The sequence below is a fragment of the Streptomyces venetus genome, from assembly GCF_039540295.1.
GTDB lineage: Bacteria > Actinomycetota > Actinomycetes > Streptomycetales > Streptomycetaceae > Streptomyces > Streptomyces venetus.
Genome location: NZ_BAABET010000012.1, coordinates 105,183 through 122,321 on the forward strand (window position 1 = coordinate 105,183; position 17,139 = coordinate 122,321).

The 17,139-nt window shown below is 72.7% G+C and carries 21 protein-coding genes; 16 read left to right on the plus strand and 5 right to left on the minus strand.

All coding sequences use genetic code 11. The features are described from left to right. Positions 1–38: 38 nt before the first annotated feature. From ABEA82_RS32695 to ABEA82_RS32705, 3 genes are all read left to right on the plus strand, one after another. Positions 39–1,013 (plus strand): ABC transporter ATP-binding protein, encoded by a 975-nt coding sequence (locus ABEA82_RS32695; RefSeq protein ID WP_345665515.1) that lies wholly within the window; start codon positions 39–41, stop codon positions 1,011–1,013. A 91-nt stretch (positions 1,014–1,104) separates the two neighbouring features. Continuing rightward, a complete protein-coding gene (locus tag ABEA82_RS32700; RefSeq protein WP_345665341.1) occupies positions 1,105–1,926 on the plus strand; it encodes an ABC transporter permease in 822 nt (273 codons plus the stop codon). A 56-nt stretch (positions 1,927–1,982) separates the two neighbouring features. Beyond that, positions 1,983–2,702, plus strand: coding sequence for an AAA family ATPase (locus ABEA82_RS32705; RefSeq protein WP_345665342.1), 720 nt, complete (start codon positions 1,983–1,985; stop codon positions 2,700–2,702). A 126-nt stretch (positions 2,703–2,828) separates the two neighbouring features. On the opposite strand, the gene ybaK is transcribed toward ABEA82_RS32705, so the two are convergent. The 4 genes from ybaK to ABEA82_RS32725 form a co-directional block, all read right to left on the minus strand. Further along, positions 2,829–3,329: a Cys-tRNA(Pro) deacylase gene (ybaK, locus tag ABEA82_RS32710; RefSeq protein ID WP_345665343.1), complete on the minus strand. Its 501-nt coding sequence runs from the start codon at positions 3,327–3,329 to the stop codon at positions 2,829–2,831. Between the two features lie 11 nt (positions 3,330–3,340). Beyond that, entirely contained in the window at positions 3,341–4,081 is a 741-nt protein-coding gene (locus ABEA82_RS32715; RefSeq protein ID WP_345665344.1) for an LON peptidase substrate-binding domain-containing protein, read from the minus strand. Between the two features lie 11 nt (positions 4,082–4,092). Next, positions 4,093–5,124, minus strand: a complete 1,032-nt coding sequence (locus ABEA82_RS32720; RefSeq protein WP_345665345.1) for a hypothetical protein — start codon at positions 5,122–5,124, stop codon at positions 4,093–4,095. A 148-nt stretch (positions 5,125–5,272) separates the two neighbouring features. Further along, a complete protein-coding gene (locus tag ABEA82_RS32725; RefSeq protein ID WP_345665346.1) occupies positions 5,273–6,850 on the minus strand; it encodes an oxidoreductase in 1,578 nt (525 codons plus the stop codon). Positions 6,851–7,078: 228 nt separating this feature from the next. Between ABEA82_RS32725 and hisD the strand changes: the two genes are divergently transcribed. From hisD to hisF, 8 genes are read left to right on the plus strand one after another with little or no spacing between them, the layout of a single operon-like run. Further along, complete coding sequence (gene hisD, locus ABEA82_RS32730; protein WP_345665347.1) at positions 7,079–8,404, plus strand: histidinol dehydrogenase; 1,326 nt, start codon at positions 7,079–7,081, stop codon at positions 8,402–8,404. Beyond that, positions 8,401–9,513 carry a histidinol-phosphate transaminase gene (locus ABEA82_RS32735; RefSeq protein ID WP_345665348.1) on the plus strand — a complete coding sequence of 371 codons (1,113 nt, stop codon included), beginning with the start codon at positions 8,401–8,403 and terminating at the stop codon, positions 9,511–9,513. The genes hisD and ABEA82_RS32735 overlap by 4 nt, the downstream gene beginning before the upstream one ends. After that, the gene (gene hisB, locus ABEA82_RS32740; RefSeq protein WP_003989586.1) at positions 9,510–10,103 is read left to right on the plus strand and encodes an imidazoleglycerol-phosphate dehydratase HisB; all 594 of its coding nucleotides are present in this window, start codon (positions 9,510–9,512) and stop codon (positions 10,101–10,103) included. The genes ABEA82_RS32735 and hisB overlap by 4 nt, the downstream gene beginning before the upstream one ends. Next, positions 10,100–10,264 carry a hypothetical protein gene (locus ABEA82_RS32745; RefSeq protein ID WP_003989585.1) on the plus strand — a complete coding sequence of 55 codons (165 nt, stop codon included), beginning with the start codon at positions 10,100–10,102 and terminating at the stop codon, positions 10,262–10,264. Before hisB ends, ABEA82_RS32745 begins: the two co-directional genes overlap by 4 nt. Beyond that, positions 10,261–10,905 carry an imidazole glycerol phosphate synthase subunit HisH gene (gene hisH / locus ABEA82_RS32750; protein ID WP_345665349.1) on the plus strand — a complete coding sequence of 215 codons (645 nt, stop codon included), beginning with the start codon at positions 10,261–10,263 and terminating at the stop codon, positions 10,903–10,905. The genes ABEA82_RS32745 and hisH overlap by 4 nt, the downstream gene beginning before the upstream one ends. Position 10,906: 1 nt before the next feature. Next, entirely contained in the window at positions 10,907–11,635 is a 729-nt protein-coding gene (gene priA / locus ABEA82_RS32755; protein WP_003989583.1) for a bifunctional 1-(5-phosphoribosyl)-5-((5-phosphoribosylamino)methylideneamino)imidazole-4-carboxamide isomerase/phosphoribosylanthranilate isomerase PriA, read from the plus strand. After that, entirely contained in the window at positions 11,632–12,033 is a 402-nt protein-coding gene (locus tag ABEA82_RS32760) for a RidA family protein (RefSeq protein WP_345665350.1), read from the plus strand. Before priA ends, ABEA82_RS32760 begins: the two co-directional genes overlap by 4 nt. Next, a complete protein-coding gene (hisF, locus tag ABEA82_RS32765) occupies positions 12,030–12,785 on the plus strand; it encodes an imidazole glycerol phosphate synthase subunit HisF (protein ID WP_345665351.1) in 756 nt (251 codons plus the stop codon). The genes ABEA82_RS32760 and hisF overlap by 4 nt, the downstream gene beginning before the upstream one ends. Positions 12,786–12,852: 67 nt before the next feature. Here the strand turns inward: hisF and ABEA82_RS32770 are convergent, their stop codons facing one another. Further along, complete coding sequence (locus ABEA82_RS32770; RefSeq protein WP_345665352.1) at positions 12,853–13,488, minus strand: TIGR03085 family metal-binding protein; 636 nt, start codon at positions 13,486–13,488, stop codon at positions 12,853–12,855. A gap of 83 nt (positions 13,489–13,571) precedes the next feature. Between ABEA82_RS32770 and hisI the strand changes: the two genes are divergently transcribed. The 5 genes from hisI to ABEA82_RS32795 all read left to right on the plus strand — a co-directional run bounded on the left by hisI (position 13,572) and on the right by ABEA82_RS32795 (position 17,099). Next, positions 13,572–14,021, plus strand: a complete 450-nt coding sequence (gene hisI, locus ABEA82_RS32775; RefSeq protein WP_345665353.1) for a phosphoribosyl-AMP cyclohydrolase — start codon at positions 13,572–13,574, stop codon at positions 14,019–14,021. 11 nt (positions 14,022–14,032) lie between these two features. Beyond that, positions 14,033–15,526: an anthranilate synthase component I gene (locus ABEA82_RS32780; protein ID WP_345665354.1), complete on the plus strand. Its 1,494-nt coding sequence runs from the start codon at positions 14,033–14,035 to the stop codon at positions 15,524–15,526. A 41-nt stretch (positions 15,527–15,567) separates the two neighbouring features. Continuing rightward, positions 15,568–16,209, plus strand: a complete 642-nt coding sequence (locus tag ABEA82_RS32785) for a TIGR02234 family membrane protein (protein WP_345665355.1) — start codon at positions 15,568–15,570, stop codon at positions 16,207–16,209. A gap of 120 nt (positions 16,210–16,329) precedes the next feature. Continuing rightward, positions 16,330–16,581 (plus strand): HGxxPAAW family protein, encoded by a 252-nt coding sequence (locus tag ABEA82_RS32790; protein WP_345665356.1) that lies wholly within the window; start codon positions 16,330–16,332, stop codon positions 16,579–16,581. 83 nt (positions 16,582–16,664) lie between these two features. Further along, positions 16,665–17,099 (plus strand): DUF2752 domain-containing protein, encoded by a 435-nt coding sequence (locus tag ABEA82_RS32795; RefSeq protein ID WP_345665357.1) that lies wholly within the window; start codon positions 16,665–16,667, stop codon positions 17,097–17,099. The last annotated feature ends 40 nt before the right edge of the window (positions 17,100–17,139 follow it).

Here is a 17,139-nt window from a genome sequence, read left to right on the forward strand (position 1 = left end):
AGCGCGCGGCACAGGCATTTCGGCACGACGGTGACGTCGTGTGCGCGGTGCGCGGGCTGACCAAGACCTATCCGGCGGTCCGGGGCCGGCGCGGCGCGCCCGGCACCCCCGAGGTCCGGGCCACGGACGACGTGACGCTGGACATCCGGCGCGGCGAGATCTTCGGCCTGCTCGGGCCGAACGGCGCCGGCAAGTCCACCCTCGTACGCCAGCTCACCGGGCTGATGCGGCCCGACACCGGCAGCGTGGAGATCCTCGGGCACGACATCGTGCGCCATCCGGAGCGGGCCGCGCGGATCCTCGCCTACCTCGGTCAGGAGTCGACCGCCCTCGACGAGCTGACCGTGTCACTGGCCGCCGAGACCACCGGTCGGCTGCGCGGCCTGGACGTACGGCAGGCGCGGGCCGAGCGGGACGACGTACTCGACGAACTGGGGCTCGCGTCGCTCGCCGGGCGTCCGCTGAAGAAGCTCTCCGGGGGCCAGCGGCGCCTGGCGTGCTTCGCCGCGGCGCTCGTGGGGGAGCGGCCGCTGCTCGTGCTCGACGAGCCCACCACCGGCATGGACCCGGTGGCGCGGCGGGCCGTCTGGTCGGCGGTCGACCGGCGGCGGGCCGAGCGCGGCACGACCGTGCTGCTCGTCACCCACAACGTCATCGAGGCCGAGACCGTGCTGGACCGGGTGGCCGTGCTGGACCGGGGGCGGGTGATCGCCTGCGACACGCCGGGCGGGCTCAAGGAACAGGTCGCCGGCGAGGTGCGGGTGGACCTGGTGTGGCGCGACGCGGCACCGCTGCACGTCCCCGAGGTGGCCGCGCTGCGGGACCGCGTCGTGGAGGCGGGCCGTCGCTGGACGCTCCGGCTCGGGCCCGACGAGGCCCGGGCGGTGGTCGCCACCGTCACCGGAGGGGCCGCCTTCGCCGCCCTGGACGACTTCACGCTGGCCACGCCGAGCCTGGAGGACGTGTACCTGGCCCTGGGCGGTGCCGCGCGGCAGGGGCTGGTGAAGGCGTGAGAAGCATCGAGGCCTTGAGTGCGCGGGCCGCCGCGTCCGTACCGAACAGGGCGACTGCCGCAGTGGACCGAGCGAAGGGAAACAGCGCGACGTGAGTGTCGTACCCGCCGATGTCCTGCCGGGCAGTGCCCTGGCCGCTGAGGAGCCCGCCGCGCGCGCGGCCGAGCTCGGACCTCGCGCGCGGTTGTGGCCGTCGCTGGCGGCCGTGTACCGGGCGCAGCTGTCCCGGGCGCGGGTCGCGCGGATCCCGCTGCTGTTCGTGGCGACCTTCCAGTCGATCGGGATCATGATCCTGATGCGCGGGGTCGTGGACGACGGCGCCGAGGCGCAGGCGGTCGTCGCCGGCTCGTCGGTCCTGGTGGTCGCCTTCGTCGCGCTGAACCTCCTCGCGCAGTACTTCGGGCAGCTGCGGGCCAGCGGCGGACTCGACCACTACGCGACCCTGCCGGTGCCGCCGGCTGCGGTGGTGCTGGGCGCGGCGGGCGCGTACGCCTCGTTCACCGTGCCGGGGACCGTCGTGACCGCGATGTTCGGCTGTGTGCTCTTCGGGCTGCCGCTGGCCCATCTGTGGATCCTCGTGGCCGTGATCCCGCTCGCGGGCGCCGCGCTCGCCGGCCTGGGGGCGGCGCTGGGGCTGCTCGCGCCCCGGCCGGAGCTGGCCACCCTGCTCGGCCAGCTGGGCATGTCCGCGGCGCTGCTGCTGGGCGTGCTGCCGGCCGACCGGATGCCGGAGGTCGTGCGCTTCACGCGGGATCTGCTGCCGTCGACGTACGGCGTCGAGGCCTTCGCCCGGACGTTCGGGCCGGATCCCGACTGGGCCTTCGTCCTCGGTGACCTCGCCGTGTGCGGGGCCGTGGGCGTGATCTCGCTGGCCGTGGCGACCTGGGCGTACCGCCGGGCGGCCGTCCGGTGAGCGGGGAGGGATCGTCCGGTGACGCGGAGCACAGCCGGGCCTGGCACGATGGCAGGGTGACCGCACCACTGACTCCGCCACCGCCCCCGCACGAACGTTCCGCGCAGGGCGCGTGGCAGCCGCCGGACGCCAAGTCCGCGGCGTACGGGCCCCAGACGCAGGAGGCGCACGCTCCCGGGTCCCAGCACGCCGAGTACGCCGGGCACGGCTGGTACGGACAGGACGGGCCCGGGATGAAGACGGAAGTGCGGGAGGCCGCCGTGATCTCGGTGGCCGTGGCGCTCGGCGGGGTGCTGCTCGGGGTCCTGTGGTGGTGGCTCGCGCCGCACGTGCCGCTGGTCGGTGCCGTGGTGAACGGCGACTGGGTGGTCTACCTCAAGGACACCGAGGGGGAGCAGGCCATCGGCGTCGACGGGACGTTCACGCTGCTCGCGCTGGGCTTCGGGGTCGTGAGTGCCCTGGTGGTGTTTCTGCTGCGGCGGCGCGGGGGTGTGCCGCTGGTGGTGGGGCTCGCCGTCGGTGGGCTGCTCGGGGCGTTGCTGGCCTGGCGGGTCGGGGTGTGGCTCGGGCCCGGCGAGGATGTCGTCGCGCGTGCGAGGGAGGTGGGCAAGGGGGTGACGTTCTCGGCGCCGTTGAAGTTGGGGGCGAAGGGGGCGTTGCTGGCCTGGCCGCTTGCCGCGCTGGTGTTTCATCTGGGGTTGACGGCGTTGTTCGGGCCTCGGGATCCGGAGCCGGAGTTCGGGGACGGGGCGTATCAGGGGCCGCCTGCTTCGTAGGACTCGGCGTTGGTGCCGGGGCGGGGGTGTTGCGCAGCCCGGCGGAGCGGGGTGCCTCCCCCAAGCTCTCGGCTTCGCTCGAGCAGGGGGAACCCCCATCGCCCCAGCGGCACGACTGCCCGCAGGCTAAGTACGTCCGATGGGCGCGAGAACCGCTTCTGTCAGCTTCTGGAGGTCCTCGGGGGACAGCTCCACCTCCAGGCCCCTCCTGCCCGCCGAGACGCAGATCGTCGGGTGGGACGTGGCCGAGGCGTCGAGGACCGTGGGAAGCCGCTTGCGCTGGCCCAACGGGGAGATGCCGCCCCTGACATAGCCCGTCGTGCGTTCCGCCAGGGTCGGGTCGGCCATCGTCGCGCGTTTGCCGCCGGTCGCCGCTGCCAGGGCCTTCAGGTCCAGTTGGCCCGCGACCGGGACCACCGCGACCGTCAGCGTGCCGTCGACGTCGGCGACCAGGGTCTTGAACACGCGGTCCGGGGAGACCCCCATCGCCTCGGCGGCCTCCTCGCCGTAGGAGGGGTGGGCGGGGTCGTGGTCGTAGGAGTGGACCGTGAACTCCACGCCCGCCGCCGTGAGCGCGACCGTCGCGGGGGTGCCGCCCGCCTGCTGCTTCTTCGACTTCTTGGCCATCCCGGTCCGCTTCAGTTGAGGCTCGTCGGGCCGCGCGTCAGTTCCGACGCCGGCAACGACGGCAGACTACGGATGACGGCCGTCTCGGAGCGAAGGAGTTTCAGCTCGTCGCGCAGCCGGGAGGCGGTGTCGGGCGCCTGGAGCAGGCGCTGCTTGGCCGGGACGTCCAGCATCATCGCCGCGGCCACCAGGTACGACACCACGCCCGGCTCGTCGGGCAACTCGGCGCCGGTCGCCAGGGACCGTTCCCGCGCACCCGCCAGCCGCTTCTGGTACTGGCGGAAGGACCGCAGCACCCCCTCGGCCAACGGCGCGGCCTCGTCGCCCGGTTCCTCCGGCAGCGTCTCCAGCTCGGCCGTCAGGAACGGGCCCGACGCCTCGACCGAGAGCAGCCGCACCCGGGTCGTGCCGGTCGCCAGCACCTCGAACGAGCCGTCGGTGCGCTCCCGGATCGTCGCCGCGTCGGCCACGCAGCCGACCTTGTGGAACGCCTTGGCCGGGTCCGTGCCGAAACCGGCCGCGGGCCCCCGCTCGGGCAGGGCCGTCGGGTCGGGCAGGCCGGGCGCGCTCGGGGCCACCTCGTGGCCGTCGCGGATCGCCACGACGGCGAACCGGCGCGGCTCGTCCTCCGGGGTCTTCAGCAGCTCGCGCATCATGGCGCGATACCGCTCCTCGAAGACGTTCAGCGGGAGCACGAGCCCCGGGAACAGTACGGAGTTCAGGGGGAAGAGGGGGAGCCGGACGGTGGTCACGACGCAGAAGCCTAATGGTCGCCGGAGCGGACTCGTCCGCCCCGTTCACTCCGTGGATGCCCGGAGGGCCGGCCGGCCGCCCCGGCCCGGATGTCGTCGCGGATTCGCAGGAAGTGGCCGAGCGGGTCGTCCGACACCTGGTCCCACGGGAACGAGGTGGCGTACGGACCGTTCACGCGCAGCTGTTCCCGGGCGTCCGCCCAGCGCTCCAGGCGCACCAGGACGAAGATGAGCAGGTTCCGCATCCGGGCGGGCCAGGGGTCGGCCGCCGGCAGCCGCGGGGACAGCGCGATCGCCCGGTCGGCGGCCGTGTCGAGCCGCTCGCGGGGGATCTCGGGCCCGCAGCCGTCGGTGAGGTAGCCGAAGGCCGCCCACAGCGGCAGGGCCTGGACGAGCGCGTCGGCGGGCGCGTCCTGCGCGGCCCGGTCGGCGAAGTCGAAGCACTCGTGGTGCGAGCCGTGCCAGTAGGTGGCCAGGTAGCGCAGCGCCGCCACATGGCATCCGTAGTGGTGCGGGGCACGGCGGACGGCGGCCGCCCACAGCTCCTCGAAGTACTTGTGCCCGGCCTGGGCGCCGAGGGCGTGGTCGAGCGCCAGCCGCCACGGCACCGGGTCCCGCTGATCGCCCCGGGCCGCGGTCGTGATCAGCGGGCTGACCTCGCGCAGCACCTCGGCCCGCGCCGGGGACTGCCAGGCGCGGTCCACCGCCAGCTGGGCCCCGACCAGCAGCGCGTCCGGGTCCTTCGGGGCCGTCGCGAGCCAGGCGTCCAGCCACTCGGGGCGCGAGCGGGCGAAGGCGGCCAGCCGGGTCACGTACCGGTCGCGCCGCTCCCACTCGGCCGCCGCGCGCGTGGCGTGGAGCAGCCCGGCCGCCGGTCCGTGGTCGCCCCGGGCGGCGGCGACCAGTGCCGGACTGAGCCGGGCGTCGGGCGCGTCGAGCAGCACCTCGTCGTCGGCGTACGGTCCGCGGACGGGGTGGGGGGAGGTCCTTGTCATCCGGCCCGGGCGGATGAACGGCAGCTGCAGAGCCATGGTGTCGACCATTGAAAGTCCGCTGGTCAGGGCGGCGCCAGTACGTTCATGGAACTCGCGGAAAGTTGTACGCCGTGTGGTCAAGACAAGGTAAAGCCGTGACAGTTCAACAACTGTGGTCACATGAGCATCATGAGTCGTGCGAGCGGCCCCGGGATCATCAGTTGCGCCGCAGCAACCGCGTCGCCCCCGCCGCCACCGTCGTCGCCAGGATCCAGCCCAGCAGGATCATCGCCGTCGCCAGCCACTGCCAGCCGCCGCGCAACTGCCAGAACCCCACCTGGCCCAGGTCGATGACCGGCAGCAGCAGATCGAGGGTGAACAGCGCGGGGCTCCACTCCGGATGCTCGCCCCGCTTCATCGGCGGATGCCCGGACTGCGCGAAGGCCAACGAGCCCGCCGCCCACAGCACCGCCATCCACACCGCGGCCCGGCCCGGCCGGTAGCCGTAGGCGACCGTCCAGTCCTGGGCGTAGCCCCAGAGCTTGGCGGCGAACGGCAGGCTCTCGCGGTGCCGGCGCTGCTTGGCGAGCAGCACCTCGCGGGCGTCCTCGTCCTCACCGCCGGCCCGCAGCACGGCCGCCAGCCGCTCGTACGGCTCCGGGTTGTACTCGGCGGTCGCCGCCGCGACCCAGTCCAGCCGCTCGGCCAGCGGGAACGGCCCGCGCGGCACGAGGTTCTCGTAGGCGAAGCCGCCCATGTGCAGCCGCCCCGGGCCCGGCCAGGCGTCCGCCCGGTCCATCAGGTTGATGATCTTCGCCCCCGACAGCACCACCCGCCCACGCTCCGGATGCTCCCCGAGGAAGCGCAGCTCCGGCGTCTGCACCCGGCGCAGCGACAGCTCCTGGTCGTCGGTGAGGGTGAACCTGGCCTGCTCGAAGTCGACGGCGTCGCCGAACCGCCCGTCGTCCAGCCGGATCCCGCCCTCACACGCGAACCGCTGGATCCGGGTCCCCTGCGCCGGGGTCATCCCGCTCATCGCCTGGGCGCCGACCCCCGCCGGAGTCAGGTACAGACTGCGCTCGACGGTCAGCTGCGGGGCGTTCAGCGCGAGCCGCGCGTACGGGTTGGCCAGCCGGGCGCCGCGCAGGCTCAGCGAGACACCGACGGTGGCGGCGCGCAGGCTCAGCTCGCCGTGCGATTCCAGCAGCTCGGCCTGTAAGTCCTGGCCGACGGTCATGCCGTCCGCGGCGACCGACCGGCCGCTGCGGTCCCGCTGTACCACCGCCTGGTTGAGCATCAGGTCCGTGCCGATCTGCGCGTCGGTGAGACGGATGCCGCGGTGGAAGCGGCAGCGCGGCAGATGCAGATCGCCCTCCGTGTGCACCCGGGCCGCCTCCAGCCGCGGCACCGAGCAGTCCACCATCCGCAGGGTCGTGAAGCGGGCCTCGGGCACCAGCACGTCCTCCTCGAACCGGCACCGGCGCATCTCGACGTAGGGCACCACCGTGCCGCCCGCGAGGTCCAGCGAGCCGCTGACCCGCACGCCGACCAGCTTCAGCGAGGACACCCGGCCGGCCAGGGCGGGCGGGCCGTCCAGCAGCAGCCAGCAGACGATCCGCGCCCGCACGGCCCGCTCCTCGCCCCACGGATGACCGCCGTGCGGATCGTCCACCACGGGATCGCCGCTGCTCAGGTCGTACACCGTGCCGTTGCGGAAGGCCTGCCACATACCGGCCTCGGCCGCGGTCAGGTCCTCGGGCGGCTCCCCGGCACGCACGCCGGCCCCCTCGGTCACGTCTCTTCCTTCCTCCCCGGGTACTCGCGGGTTCAGTTCTTCGTACAACTGTTCATGCCCGCTGGGTGACGGCCCGAACGCGAAACGTGCTGTGCTTTGTGGGGGACACCCCGCTTTGTGGGGGGACACCCCCTCACCCCCCGTGATCTTCGGGGTTTCCGCGGCGTTCTGTATCAGCCATTGATACGAGCGCACGGCGCGTCAGCGGGGTCTGAGAGAATTGAGCACGTGATCTCCCGAATCGATCTGCGCGGCGACGCCCTTCCCGAGGGCCCCGCCCTGCGTGACCTGCTGCCCCGAGCCGACTTCGACGTTGCGGCCGCCCTGGAGAAGGTGCGTCCGATCTGCGAGGACGTGCATCATCGGGGCGACGCGGCGCTGATCGAGTTCGCCGAGCGGTTCGACGGGGTCAGGCTCGACCAGGTACGGGTGCCGGCCGCCGCGCTCGGCCGCGCGCTGGAGGAGCTCGACCCGGCCGTGCGCGCGGCCCTGGAGGAGTCCATCCGCCGCGCCCGGATCGTCCACCGCGAGCAGCGCCGCGGCACGCACACCACCCAGGTGGTACCCGGCGGCTCCGTGACCGAGAAGTGGGTGCCCGTCGACCGGGTCGGGCTGTACGCGCCCGGCGGCCGCTCCGTGTATCCGTCCTCCGTGATCATGAACGTGGTGCCCGCGCAGGAGGCCGGCGTCGAGTCGATCGCCCTCGCCTCACCCGCGCAGGCCGAGTTCGGCGGCCTGCCGCACCCGACCATCCTCGCCGCCTGCGCGCTGCTCGGCGTCGACGAGGTGTACGCGGCCGGCGGCGCCACGGCCGTCGCGATGTTCGCCCACGGCACCGAGTCCTGCCCGCCCGCCAACATGGTCACCGGCCCCGGCAACATCTGGGTCGCCGCCGCCAAGCGCTACTTCACCGGCAAGATCGGCATCGACGCCGAGGCCGGCCCGACCGAGATCGCGGTCCTCGCCGACGACACGGCCGACCCGGTGCACGTCGCCTCCGACCTGATCAGCCAGGCCGAGCACGACCCGCTGGCCGCCGCCGTCCTCGTCACGGACTCCGTCGAGCTCGCGGACGCCGTGGAGAAGGAGCTGGAGCCGCAGGTCGCCGCCACCCGGCATGTCGACGACCGGATCGTCCCCGCCCTGTCCGGCAAGCAGTCCGCGATCGTCCTGGTCGACGGCATCGACGAGGGTCTGAGGGTGGTCGACGCGTACGGCGCCGAGCACCTGGAGATCCAGACGGCGGACGCGGCGGCCGTGGCCGACCGGGTCCGCAACGCCGGCGCGATCTTCATCGGCCCCTGGGCCCCGGTCTCCCTCGGCGACTACGCCGCCGGCTCCAACCACGTCCTGCCCACCGGCGGCTGCGCCTGCCACTCCTCGGGCCTGTCCGTCCAGTCCTTCCTGCGCGGCATCCACATCGTCGACTACACGCGGGACGCGCTGGCCGAGGTCGCGCATCACGTGGTGACGCTGGCGGAGGCGGAGGACCTGCCCGCGCACGGCGCGGCGATCAAGGCCAGGTTCGGCTGGAAGGTACCCGAGAGCAAGTGAACGACGTACGCATCGACGATCTCCCCGTACGGGACGAGCTGCGCGGCAAGTCCCCCTACGGCGCGCCCCAGCTGGACGTCCCCGTACGGCTGAACACCAACGAGAACCCCTACCCGCTGCCCGAGCCGCTGGTCGAGCGCATCGCCGAGCGGGTCCGCGAGGCGGCCCGCAACCTCAACCGCTACCCGGACCGGGACGCGGTCGAGCTGCGCACCAGGCTCGCCGAGTACCTGACGGACACCTCCGGCCACCAGGTCGGCCTGGCCAACGTCTGGGCCGCCAACGGCTCCAACGAGGTCATCCAGCAGCTGCTCCAGACCTTCGGCGGGCCGGGCCGCACCGCGATCGGCTTCGAGCCGTCGTACTCGATGCACGGGCTCATCTCGCGCGGTACGGGCACGGGCTGGATCTCCGGCCCCCGGAACGAGGACTTCACCATCGACCTCGCGGCGGCCGAGAAGGCCATCGCCGAGCACCGGCCGGACGTCGTCTTCATCACCACCCCCAACAACCCGACCGGCAACGCGGTCCCGCCCGAGACCGTCCTCGCGCTGTACGAGGCCGCCCAGGCGGCCAAGCCGTCGATGGTCGTGGTCGACGAGGCGTACATCGAGTTCAGCCACGGCGACTCACTGCTGCCGCTGCTCGACGGGCGCCCGAACCTGGTCATCTCGCGCACGATGTCGAAGGCGTTCGGCGCGGCGGGCCTGCGCCTCGGCTACCTCGCCGCGCACCCGGCCGTCGTGGACGCCGTCCAGCTCGTCCGGCTGCCCTACCACCTGTCGGCCGTCACCCAGGCGACCGCCCTGGCCGCCCTGGAGCACACCGCCACCCTGCTCGGCTACGTCGAGCAGCTCAAGGCCGAGCGGGACCGCCTGGTCGCCGAACTGCGCGCGACCGGCTACGAGGTCGTGGAATCCGACGCCAACTTCGTGCAGTTCGGCCGGTTCGAGAACGCGCACACGGCCTGGCAGAAGATCCTCGACCGGGGCGTCCTGGTCCGGGACAACGGCATCCCCGGATGGCTGCGGGTGTCCGCCGGAACCCCCGAAGAGAACGACGCGTTCCTCGACGCGGTACGTGCACTGAAGAAGGAGCAGAGTTCATGAGCCGCACCGGACGCGTGGAGCGGACGACCAAGGAGACCTCGGTCCTCGTCGAGATCGACCTCGACGGCACCGGCAAGACGGAGATCTCCACCGGCGTCGGCTTCTACGACCACATGCTCGACCAGCTCGGCCGGCACGGTCTGTTCGACCTCACCGTGAAGACCGAGGGCGACCTGCACATCGACTCGCACCACACCATCGAGGACACCGCCCTCGCGCTCGGCGCCGCCTTCAAGCAGGCCCTCGGCGACAAGGTCGGCATCTACCGCTTCGGCAACTGCACGGTCCCGCTGGACGAGTCCCTCGCGCAGGTCACCGTCGACCTGTCCGGCCGCCCCTACCTCGTGCACACCGAGCCCGAGAAGATGGCGCCGATGATCGGCGAGTACGACACCACCATGACCCGGCACATCCTGGAGTCCTTCGTGGCCCAGGCCCAGATCGCGCTGCACGTGCACGTGCCCTACGGGCGCAACGCGCACCACATCGTGGAGTGCCAGTTCAAGGCGCTGGCCCGGGCCCTGCGCTACGCCTCCGAGCGCGACCCGCGCGCGGCCGGCATCCTCCCCTCCACGAAGGGCGCCCTGTGAACGGCACCTCGACCCTGCTGATCGTCGTCGGCCTGTTCCTCGTCGGCGGGATCTACTCCTTCGTCAAGCAGAAGATGCCCAAGGGCCTGATCGTGCTGCTGTCGATCGGCGCCGCGATGTGCCTGGCGGCCGGTGTCGTGCGACTGGAGGTGTGGAATTGAGCGGCCCGCAGAAGAAGGTGGTCGTCTTCGACTACGGCTTCGGCAACGTCCGCTCCGCCGAGCGTGCCCTCGCGCGCACGGGAGCCGACGTCGAGATCACCCGTGACTACGACAAGGCCATGAACGCCGACGGGCTGCTCGTGCCCGGCGTCGGCGCCTTCGCCTCCTGCATGAAGGGCCTGCGCGAGGCGCGCGGGGACTGGATCGTCGACCGCCGGCTGTCCGGCGGCCGCCCGGTCATGGGCATCTGCGTCGGCATGCAGATCCTCTTCGCGCGTGGCATCGAGCACGGCGTGGAGACCGAGGGCCTCGACGAGTGGCCCGGCTCGGTCGAGCCGCTCCAGGCCGAGATCGTCCCCCACATGGGCTGGAACACCGTGGACACCCCGGCCGGCTCGCAGCTGTTCGCCGGCCTGGACGCGGACGCGCGCTTCTACTTCGTGCACTCCTACGCCGTCCACGACTGGTCGCTGGAGACCCACAACCCGACGATCGAGCCCCCCAAGGTCACCTGGTCCACGCACGGCAAGCCGTTCGTCGCGGCCGTCGAGAACGGCGCCCTGTGGGCCACGCAGTTCCACCCCGAGAAGTCCGGCGACGCCGGAGCGCAGCTGCTGAACAACTGGATCGGAACCCTCTGAGATGGCTTCGAAGCTCGAACTCCTCCCCGCCGTCGACGTCCGTGACGGCCAGGCGGTCCGCCTGGTGCACGGCGAGTCCGGCACGGAGACCTCCTACGGCTCGCCCCTGGAGGCCGCTCTCGCCTGGCAGCGCTCCGGCGCCGAGTGGCTGCACCTGGTCGACCTGGACGCCGCGTTCGGCACCGGGAACAACCGCGAACTGATCGCCGAGGTCGCCAAGGCGATGGACATCAAGGTGGAGCTGTCCGGCGGCATCCGCGACGACGACACCCTCGCCGCCGCCCTCGCCACCGGCTGCAAGCGCGTGAACCTCGGCACGGCCGCCCTGGAGACCCCCGAGTGGGTCGCCAAGGTCATCGCCGAGCACGGCGACAAGATCGCGGTGGGCCTGGACGTCCGGGGCACGACCCTGCGCGGCCGCGGCTGGACCCGGGACGGCGGCGACCTCTACGAGACGCTGGAGCGCCTCGACAAGGAGGGCTGCGCCCGCTACGTCGTCACGGACATCGCCAAGGACGGCACGCTCCAGGGACCGAACCTGGAGCTGCTGCGCAACGTGTGCGCCGCGACGGACCGTCCCGTCGTGGCCTCCGGCGGCGTGTCCTCGCTGGACGACCTCCGGGCCATCGCCGGCCTCGTCCCCCTCGGTGTCGAGGGCGCGATCGTAGGGAAGGCGCTGTACGCGAAGGCGTTCACCCTGGAAGAGGCCTTGGAGGCAGTGTCGTCATGAGCGAAGCCGTACGGCGGGTGCAGAGCGGAAGTCCCTGGGAAGAGTCCTTCGGTTTTGCACGTGCCGTCGCGGCGGGCGACCACGTGCTGGTGGCGGGCACCACGTCCTTCAAGGGCAGCGTGCTGTACGGGGAGGGTGATCCGTACGAGCAGGCGAAGGTGGCCTTCACCAGCGCGCTCGACGCGGTCGCCGAGTTCGGGCTCGGTGCCGCGTCGGTGATCCGCACCCGTATGTACCTGGCGCACGCGCGCGACCTCGACGAGGTGGGCCGCGCGCACAAGGAACTGTTCGACACCGCGCGCCCGGTCGCGACCTTCCTGGTCGTGGAGGGCTTCATCGACCCGCGTGTGCTGGTGTCCGTGGAGATCGAAGCATTCAGAGGAGCCGTGACTTCATGACCCTGGCGGTCCGAGTCATCCCCTGCCTGGACGTGGACAACGGCCGGGTCGTCAAGGGCGTCAACTTCCAGAACCTGCGCGACGCGGGCGACCCCGTCGAGATGGCCAAGGTGTACGACACCGAGGGCGCCGACGAGCTGACGTTCCTGGACATCACCGCCTCGTCGGGCAACCGCGAGACGACGTACGACGTGGTGCGCCGCACCGCCGAGCAGGTGTTCATCCCGCTCACCGTCGGCGGTGGCGTGCGGACCGCCGAGGACGTGGACAAGCTGCTGCGGGCCGGTGCGGACAAGGTCGGCGTCAACACGGCCGCGATCGCCCGCCCGGAGCTGATCCGCGAGATCGCGGAACGCTTCGGCCGCCAGGTCCTGGTCCTCTCGGTGGACGCCCGCCGCACGGAGTCCGGCTCCTTCGAGGTGACCACCCACGGCGGCCGTCGCGGCACCGGCATCGACGCCGTCGAGTGGGCGCATCAGGCCGCCGAACTGGGCGCGGGCGAGATCCTGCTCAACTCGATGGACGCGGACGGCACCAAGGACGGCTACGACCTGGAGATGATCCGGGCCGTCCGCAAGCACGTCACCGTCCCGGTCATCGCCTCGGGCGGCGCGGGCAGGCTGACGGACTTCCCGCCGGCGATCGAGGCGGGCGCGGACGCGGTGCTGGCCGCGTCGGTCTTCCACTTCGGCGACCTGCGCATCGGCCAGGTCAAGGAGACGCTGCGGGGGGCCGGGCACCCCGTGCGGTGACACCCGGCCGTGTGCGAAGCCCCGGCCGCGTGCGGCGACCGGGGCTTTCCCGTGCGCGCGGCGCTTCTCAGATCCCGAGCTGCTTCGTCTCGTGCAGCTTCGCGATCGCGGCCTCGTCGCCGTCCAGCTCGACCTTCGCCTTGCTCTGCCGGCCGTACGAGAACAGCACCAGCTCCGACGGCTCGCCGGTCACCGTGACCACCGGCGTGCCGCGGTGCGCGACCACCGTCTGGCCGTCCGGGCGCCGCAACACCAGGCCCGTCGGGACACCCCGGCCCATCAGGCGGGCGGTGCGCTCCAGCCGGGACCACAGAGCGTCCTGGAACACCGGGTCGAGCTCGCGCGCGGACCAGTCCGGCTGGGCGCGGCGGACGTCCTCCGTGTGGACGTAGAACTCGATGATGTTCGACGCCTCGTCGACCGGCTTCAGGGAGAAGGGGGAGAAACGCGGCGGCCCCGTACGGATCAGCTGGATCAGCTCCTCGTACGGCTTGCCGGTGTACTCCGCCATCACCCGGTCCAGGCGCGGCGCGAGCTGCTTGATCAGTATCCCGCCCGCGGCGTCCGGCCGGCGTTCGCGCACCACCACGTGCGCGGCGAGGTCCCGGGTCGTCCAGCCCTCGCAGAGGGTGGGCGCTTCCGGACCCGCGGTCTCCAACAGGTCAGCGAGGAGGAGTCGTTCACGCTTGGCATGGGTCGACATGCGGCCAGCCTACGACCGCGCGGAAGGTCCGCCCAGTGGACACTCCACCAGGCCTGTCAGTGGCGCGCGGCACAATGGTCGGCATGACCAGCACGCCCGCCCGTCGTCCGGCCACCGCCCCTCAGGGAGGCGCTTCGCGCCACAGTGCTCCGCCCAGCCGCCTCGACCCGGAGATCGCCGCCCGCCTCAAGCGCGGCGCCGACGGCCTCCTGCCCGCCATCGCCCAGCAGTACGACACCGGAGAGGTGCTGATGCTCGGCTGGATGGACGACGAGGCGCTGCACCGCACCCTGACCACCGGCCGGTGCACCTACTGGTCCCGCAGCCGCCAGGAGTACTGGGTCAAGGGCGACACCTCCGGTCACTTCCAGTGGGTGAAGTCCGTCGCCCTCGACTGCGACGCCGACACCGTCCTGGTGAAGGTCGACCAGGTCGGCGCCGCCTGCCACACCGGCGCCCGCACCTGCTTCGACGAGGACGTCCTGCTGGGGGCCGGGGACGGCGGTTCCGAAGCCTCCGCGACGGATCAGTAAGGTCAGCCGCCATGGACCTCGAGACGTTCCGCAAGCTCGCCGCCGACCGGCGGGTCATCCCGGTCACCCGCAAACTCCTCGCCGACGGCGACACCCCGGTCGCGCTCTACCGCAAGCTCGCCGCCGAACGCCCCGGCACCTTCCTGCTGGAGTCCGCGGAGAACGGCCGCTCGTGGTCCCGCTACTCGTTCGTGGGTGTCCGCAGCGCCGCCACCCTGACCGAGCGCGACGGGCAGGCGCACTGGCTCGGCACCCCGCCGGTCGGCGTCCCCACCGGCGGTGACCCGCTCGCCGCCCTGCGGGCCACCATCGAGGCCCTGCACACCCCGCGCGACCTCGCCGAGGACCTCGGCCTGCCGCCCTTCACCGGCGGCATGGTCGGCTACCTCGGCTACGACATCGTCCGCCGCCTGGAGAAGATCGGCCCCGGCGAGCGCGACGACCTGAAGCTGCCCGAACTCACCATGCTCCTGACCAGCGACCTCGCCGTCATGGACCACTGGGAGGGCTCGGTCCTGCTGATCGCCAACGCGATCAACCACAACGACCTGGAGACCGGCGTCGACGAGGCCCACGCCGACGCCGTGGCCCGGCTCGACGCCATGGAGGCCGACCTCTCCCGCGCCGTCGCCCAGCCCCCGGCCGCGCTCCCGCCCTCCGAGCTCCCCGAGTACACCGCGCTGTGGGGCGGCCCCGACTTCCAGGAGGCCGTCGAGGACGTCAAGGAGCGCATCCGGGCCGGCGAGGCCTTCCAGGTGGTGCCCTCCCAGCGCTTCGAGACGCCGTGCACGGCGAGCGCGCTGGACGTCTACCGGGTCCTGCGGGCCACCAACCCGTCCCCCTACATGTACCTGTTCCGCTTCGACGGGTTCGACGTCGCCGGCTCGTCCCCCGAGGCGCTGGTCAAGGTCGAGGACGGGCAGGCCATGGTCCACCCCATCGCCGGCACCCGCTGGCGCGGTGCCACCCCGCAGGAGGACCAGGCCCTCGCCGACGAACTGCTCGCCGACCCCAAGGAGCGCGCCGAGCACCTCATGCTCGTCGACCTGGGCCGCAACGACCTGGGGCGGGTCTGCGAGCCCGGCTCCGTCGAGGTCGTCGACTTCATGTCCATCGAGCGGTACTCGCACGTCATGCACATCGTCTCGACCGTCACCGGCCGCGTCGCCGCCGACCGCACGGCCTTCGACGTCCTCACCGCCTGCTTCCCGGCCGGCACCCTCTCCGGCGCCCCGAAGCCCCGAGCCATGCAGATCATCGACGAACTCGAACCCTCCCGGCGCGGGATCTACGGCGGCTGCGTCGGCTACCTCGACTTCGCCGGCGACTCCGACACCGCCATCGCCATCCGCACCGCCCTGCTGCGCGACGGCACCGCCTACGTCCAGGCAGGAGCGGGCATCGTCGCCGACTCCGACCCGGTCGCGGAGGACACCGAGTGCCGCAACAAGGCGGCGGCGGTCCTGCGGGCCGTGCACACGGCGAACCGGCTCCAAAAGGCCTGAGACGAACCCCGAGTAACGGTTCGCCCGGGGTTCAGGCGATAGTGGGGTACGTGACTGCTGTACCTCACCCCCGTTCCGAACCCGCCGGATCCGCCCGGGCCGGCCGCCTGAGCCTCGCCGTCGCGCTGCTCGCCGGCGCGCTCGGCGCGGCCGTGGCACTGCTCGCCACCCGGCAGCAATGGGCGGAGGGCACCGCGACGGTGGCCGGCGGCGCCTTCCCCCTGTCCGCCAAGGGCAGCGACGTCACGGGCGTCCCCGCGGCGCTCGCCATCGTGGGCCTCGCCGCGCTCGTCGCCGTCTTCGCCGTCCGCCGGGCCGGTCGCCTCGTCGTGGCCGCGCTGCTCGCGCTGTCCGGCGCGGGCATCGTCGCCGCCGCCCTGATCGGCGCCTCCGACGGCTCCGCCCTCGACGAGAAGGCCGCGGAGGCCTCCGGCGACACCAGCGCCTCCGTCGCGGCCCTCAGCCACACGGCCTGGCCCTACGTCGCGGTCGTCGGCGGCGTGCTGCTCCTGCTGGCCGGAGTGCTCGCCCTGCGCTACGGCCGGCTGTGGCCCGCGATGTCCGGCCGCTACGAGCGGGGCGGCGCCCCCGCGCCGCGCCGCAAGGCGCCCGCCGTCGACCCGGACCGGCCCGAGGACCTGTGGAAGGCACTCGACCGGGGAGAGGACCCCACCGGGGCCTGAAACCCTGCTGAACCCCGCGCGGGGCCGAGGGAGTACCCCCGCTCACCGCACGGGCGTGCGTGCGGGACAATGAGCCTGAGCGTCCTGCTCAGACACGCACACAGCAACGAGGAGCAAGCAATGGCGGGCAGCAGCCACGGTCACACCCCGGCCGCCTGGACCGGTGTCACGATCGCCTTCATCGGTTTCTGCGTCGCGGGCGCGTTCATGGTGATGGACCAGCCGGTGGGCTTCTGGGCGGGCATGGTCGTCGTGCTGCTCGGTGGTGTCGTCGGCGGCATCATGCGGATGATGGGCATGGGCCAGCCCAAGGACCTGCACCAGCCCCACCAGATGACGGGCGACCGCGAGCCGGCGCGCGCCGAGGGCTGACCCCCGCGGAAAACCGCGTTGTCGCGTGAGGGGCGGCCGGCCCACGAGTGCCGGGACCGCCCCTCACGCACGCGCGGGGCACAATGCATGCCGTGAACACCGACAGCCGAAGGGTGACGCGGAGCGTCCCGGGCCGCCTGGCCGCCCCCGCCGGGGTGCTCGCGGCCGTGGCAGCCGCCTTCGCCTACGTGGGCGCGGTGGACCCCGACGAACCCGGCCACTACCCGGTCTGCCCGCTGCTGCGCTACACGGGCCTGTACTGCCCCGGCTGCGGCGGACTGCGCAGCGCGCACGCCTTCGTGCACGGGGACTTCCCGGCGGCCCTCCAGGACAACGCCCTGGCCGTCCTCGGCTATCTGGGCTTCGCCGCGCTGTGGACCGTATGGGTGGTCCACGCGGCCCGCGGGCGCCCGCTGCGGATCGACCCTCGTCCCGGCTTGGTGTGGAGTCTCGGCGCGTTGCTGCTGGTCTTCACCGTTGTCCGGAACCTGCCCTTCGGTGGCTGGCTCCACCCTTGATCAACTGGCGGATGTCCAGTATGGGGGCACCTCCCGCCCC

What these genes read in the sequence shown, in the direction of transcription:
- ybaK (WP_345665343.1), bottom strand. Translation starts at nt 3,329, where the DNA reads ATGGCCAAGAAGTCGAAGAAGCAGCAGGCGGGCGGCACCCCCGCGACG.
- ABEA82_RS32720 (WP_345665345.1), bottom strand. Translation starts at nt 5,124, where the DNA reads ATGGTCGACACCATGGCTCTGCAGCTGCCGTTCATCCGCCCGGGCCGG.
- hisB (WP_003989586.1), top strand. Translation starts at nt 9,510, where the DNA reads ATGAGCCGCACCGGACGCGTGGAGCGGACGACCAAGGAGACCTCGGTC.
- priA (WP_003989583.1), top strand. Translation starts at nt 10,907, where the DNA reads ATGGCTTCGAAGCTCGAACTCCTCCCCGCCGTCGACGTCCGTGACGGC.
- ABEA82_RS32760 (WP_345665350.1), top strand. Translation starts at nt 11,632, where the DNA reads ATGAGCGAAGCCGTACGGCGGGTGCAGAGCGGAAGTCCCTGGGAAGAG.
- hisF (WP_345665351.1), top strand. Translation starts at nt 12,030, where the DNA reads ATGACCCTGGCGGTCCGAGTCATCCCCTGCCTGGACGTGGACAACGGC.
- ABEA82_RS32770 (WP_345665352.1), bottom strand. Translation starts at nt 13,488, where the DNA reads ATGTCGACCCATGCCAAGCGTGAACGACTCCTCCTCGCTGACCTGTTG.
- hisI (WP_345665353.1), top strand. Translation starts at nt 13,572, where the DNA reads ATGACCAGCACGCCCGCCCGTCGTCCGGCCACCGCCCCTCAGGGAGGC.
- ABEA82_RS32780 (WP_345665354.1), top strand. Translation starts at nt 14,033, where the DNA reads ATGGACCTCGAGACGTTCCGCAAGCTCGCCGCCGACCGGCGGGTCATC.
- ABEA82_RS32790 (WP_345665356.1), top strand. Translation starts at nt 16,330, where the DNA reads ATGGCGGGCAGCAGCCACGGTCACACCCCGGCCGCCTGGACCGGTGTC.
- ABEA82_RS32795 (WP_345665357.1), top strand. Translation starts at nt 16,665, where the DNA reads ATGCATGCCGTGAACACCGACAGCCGAAGGGTGACGCGGAGCGTCCCG.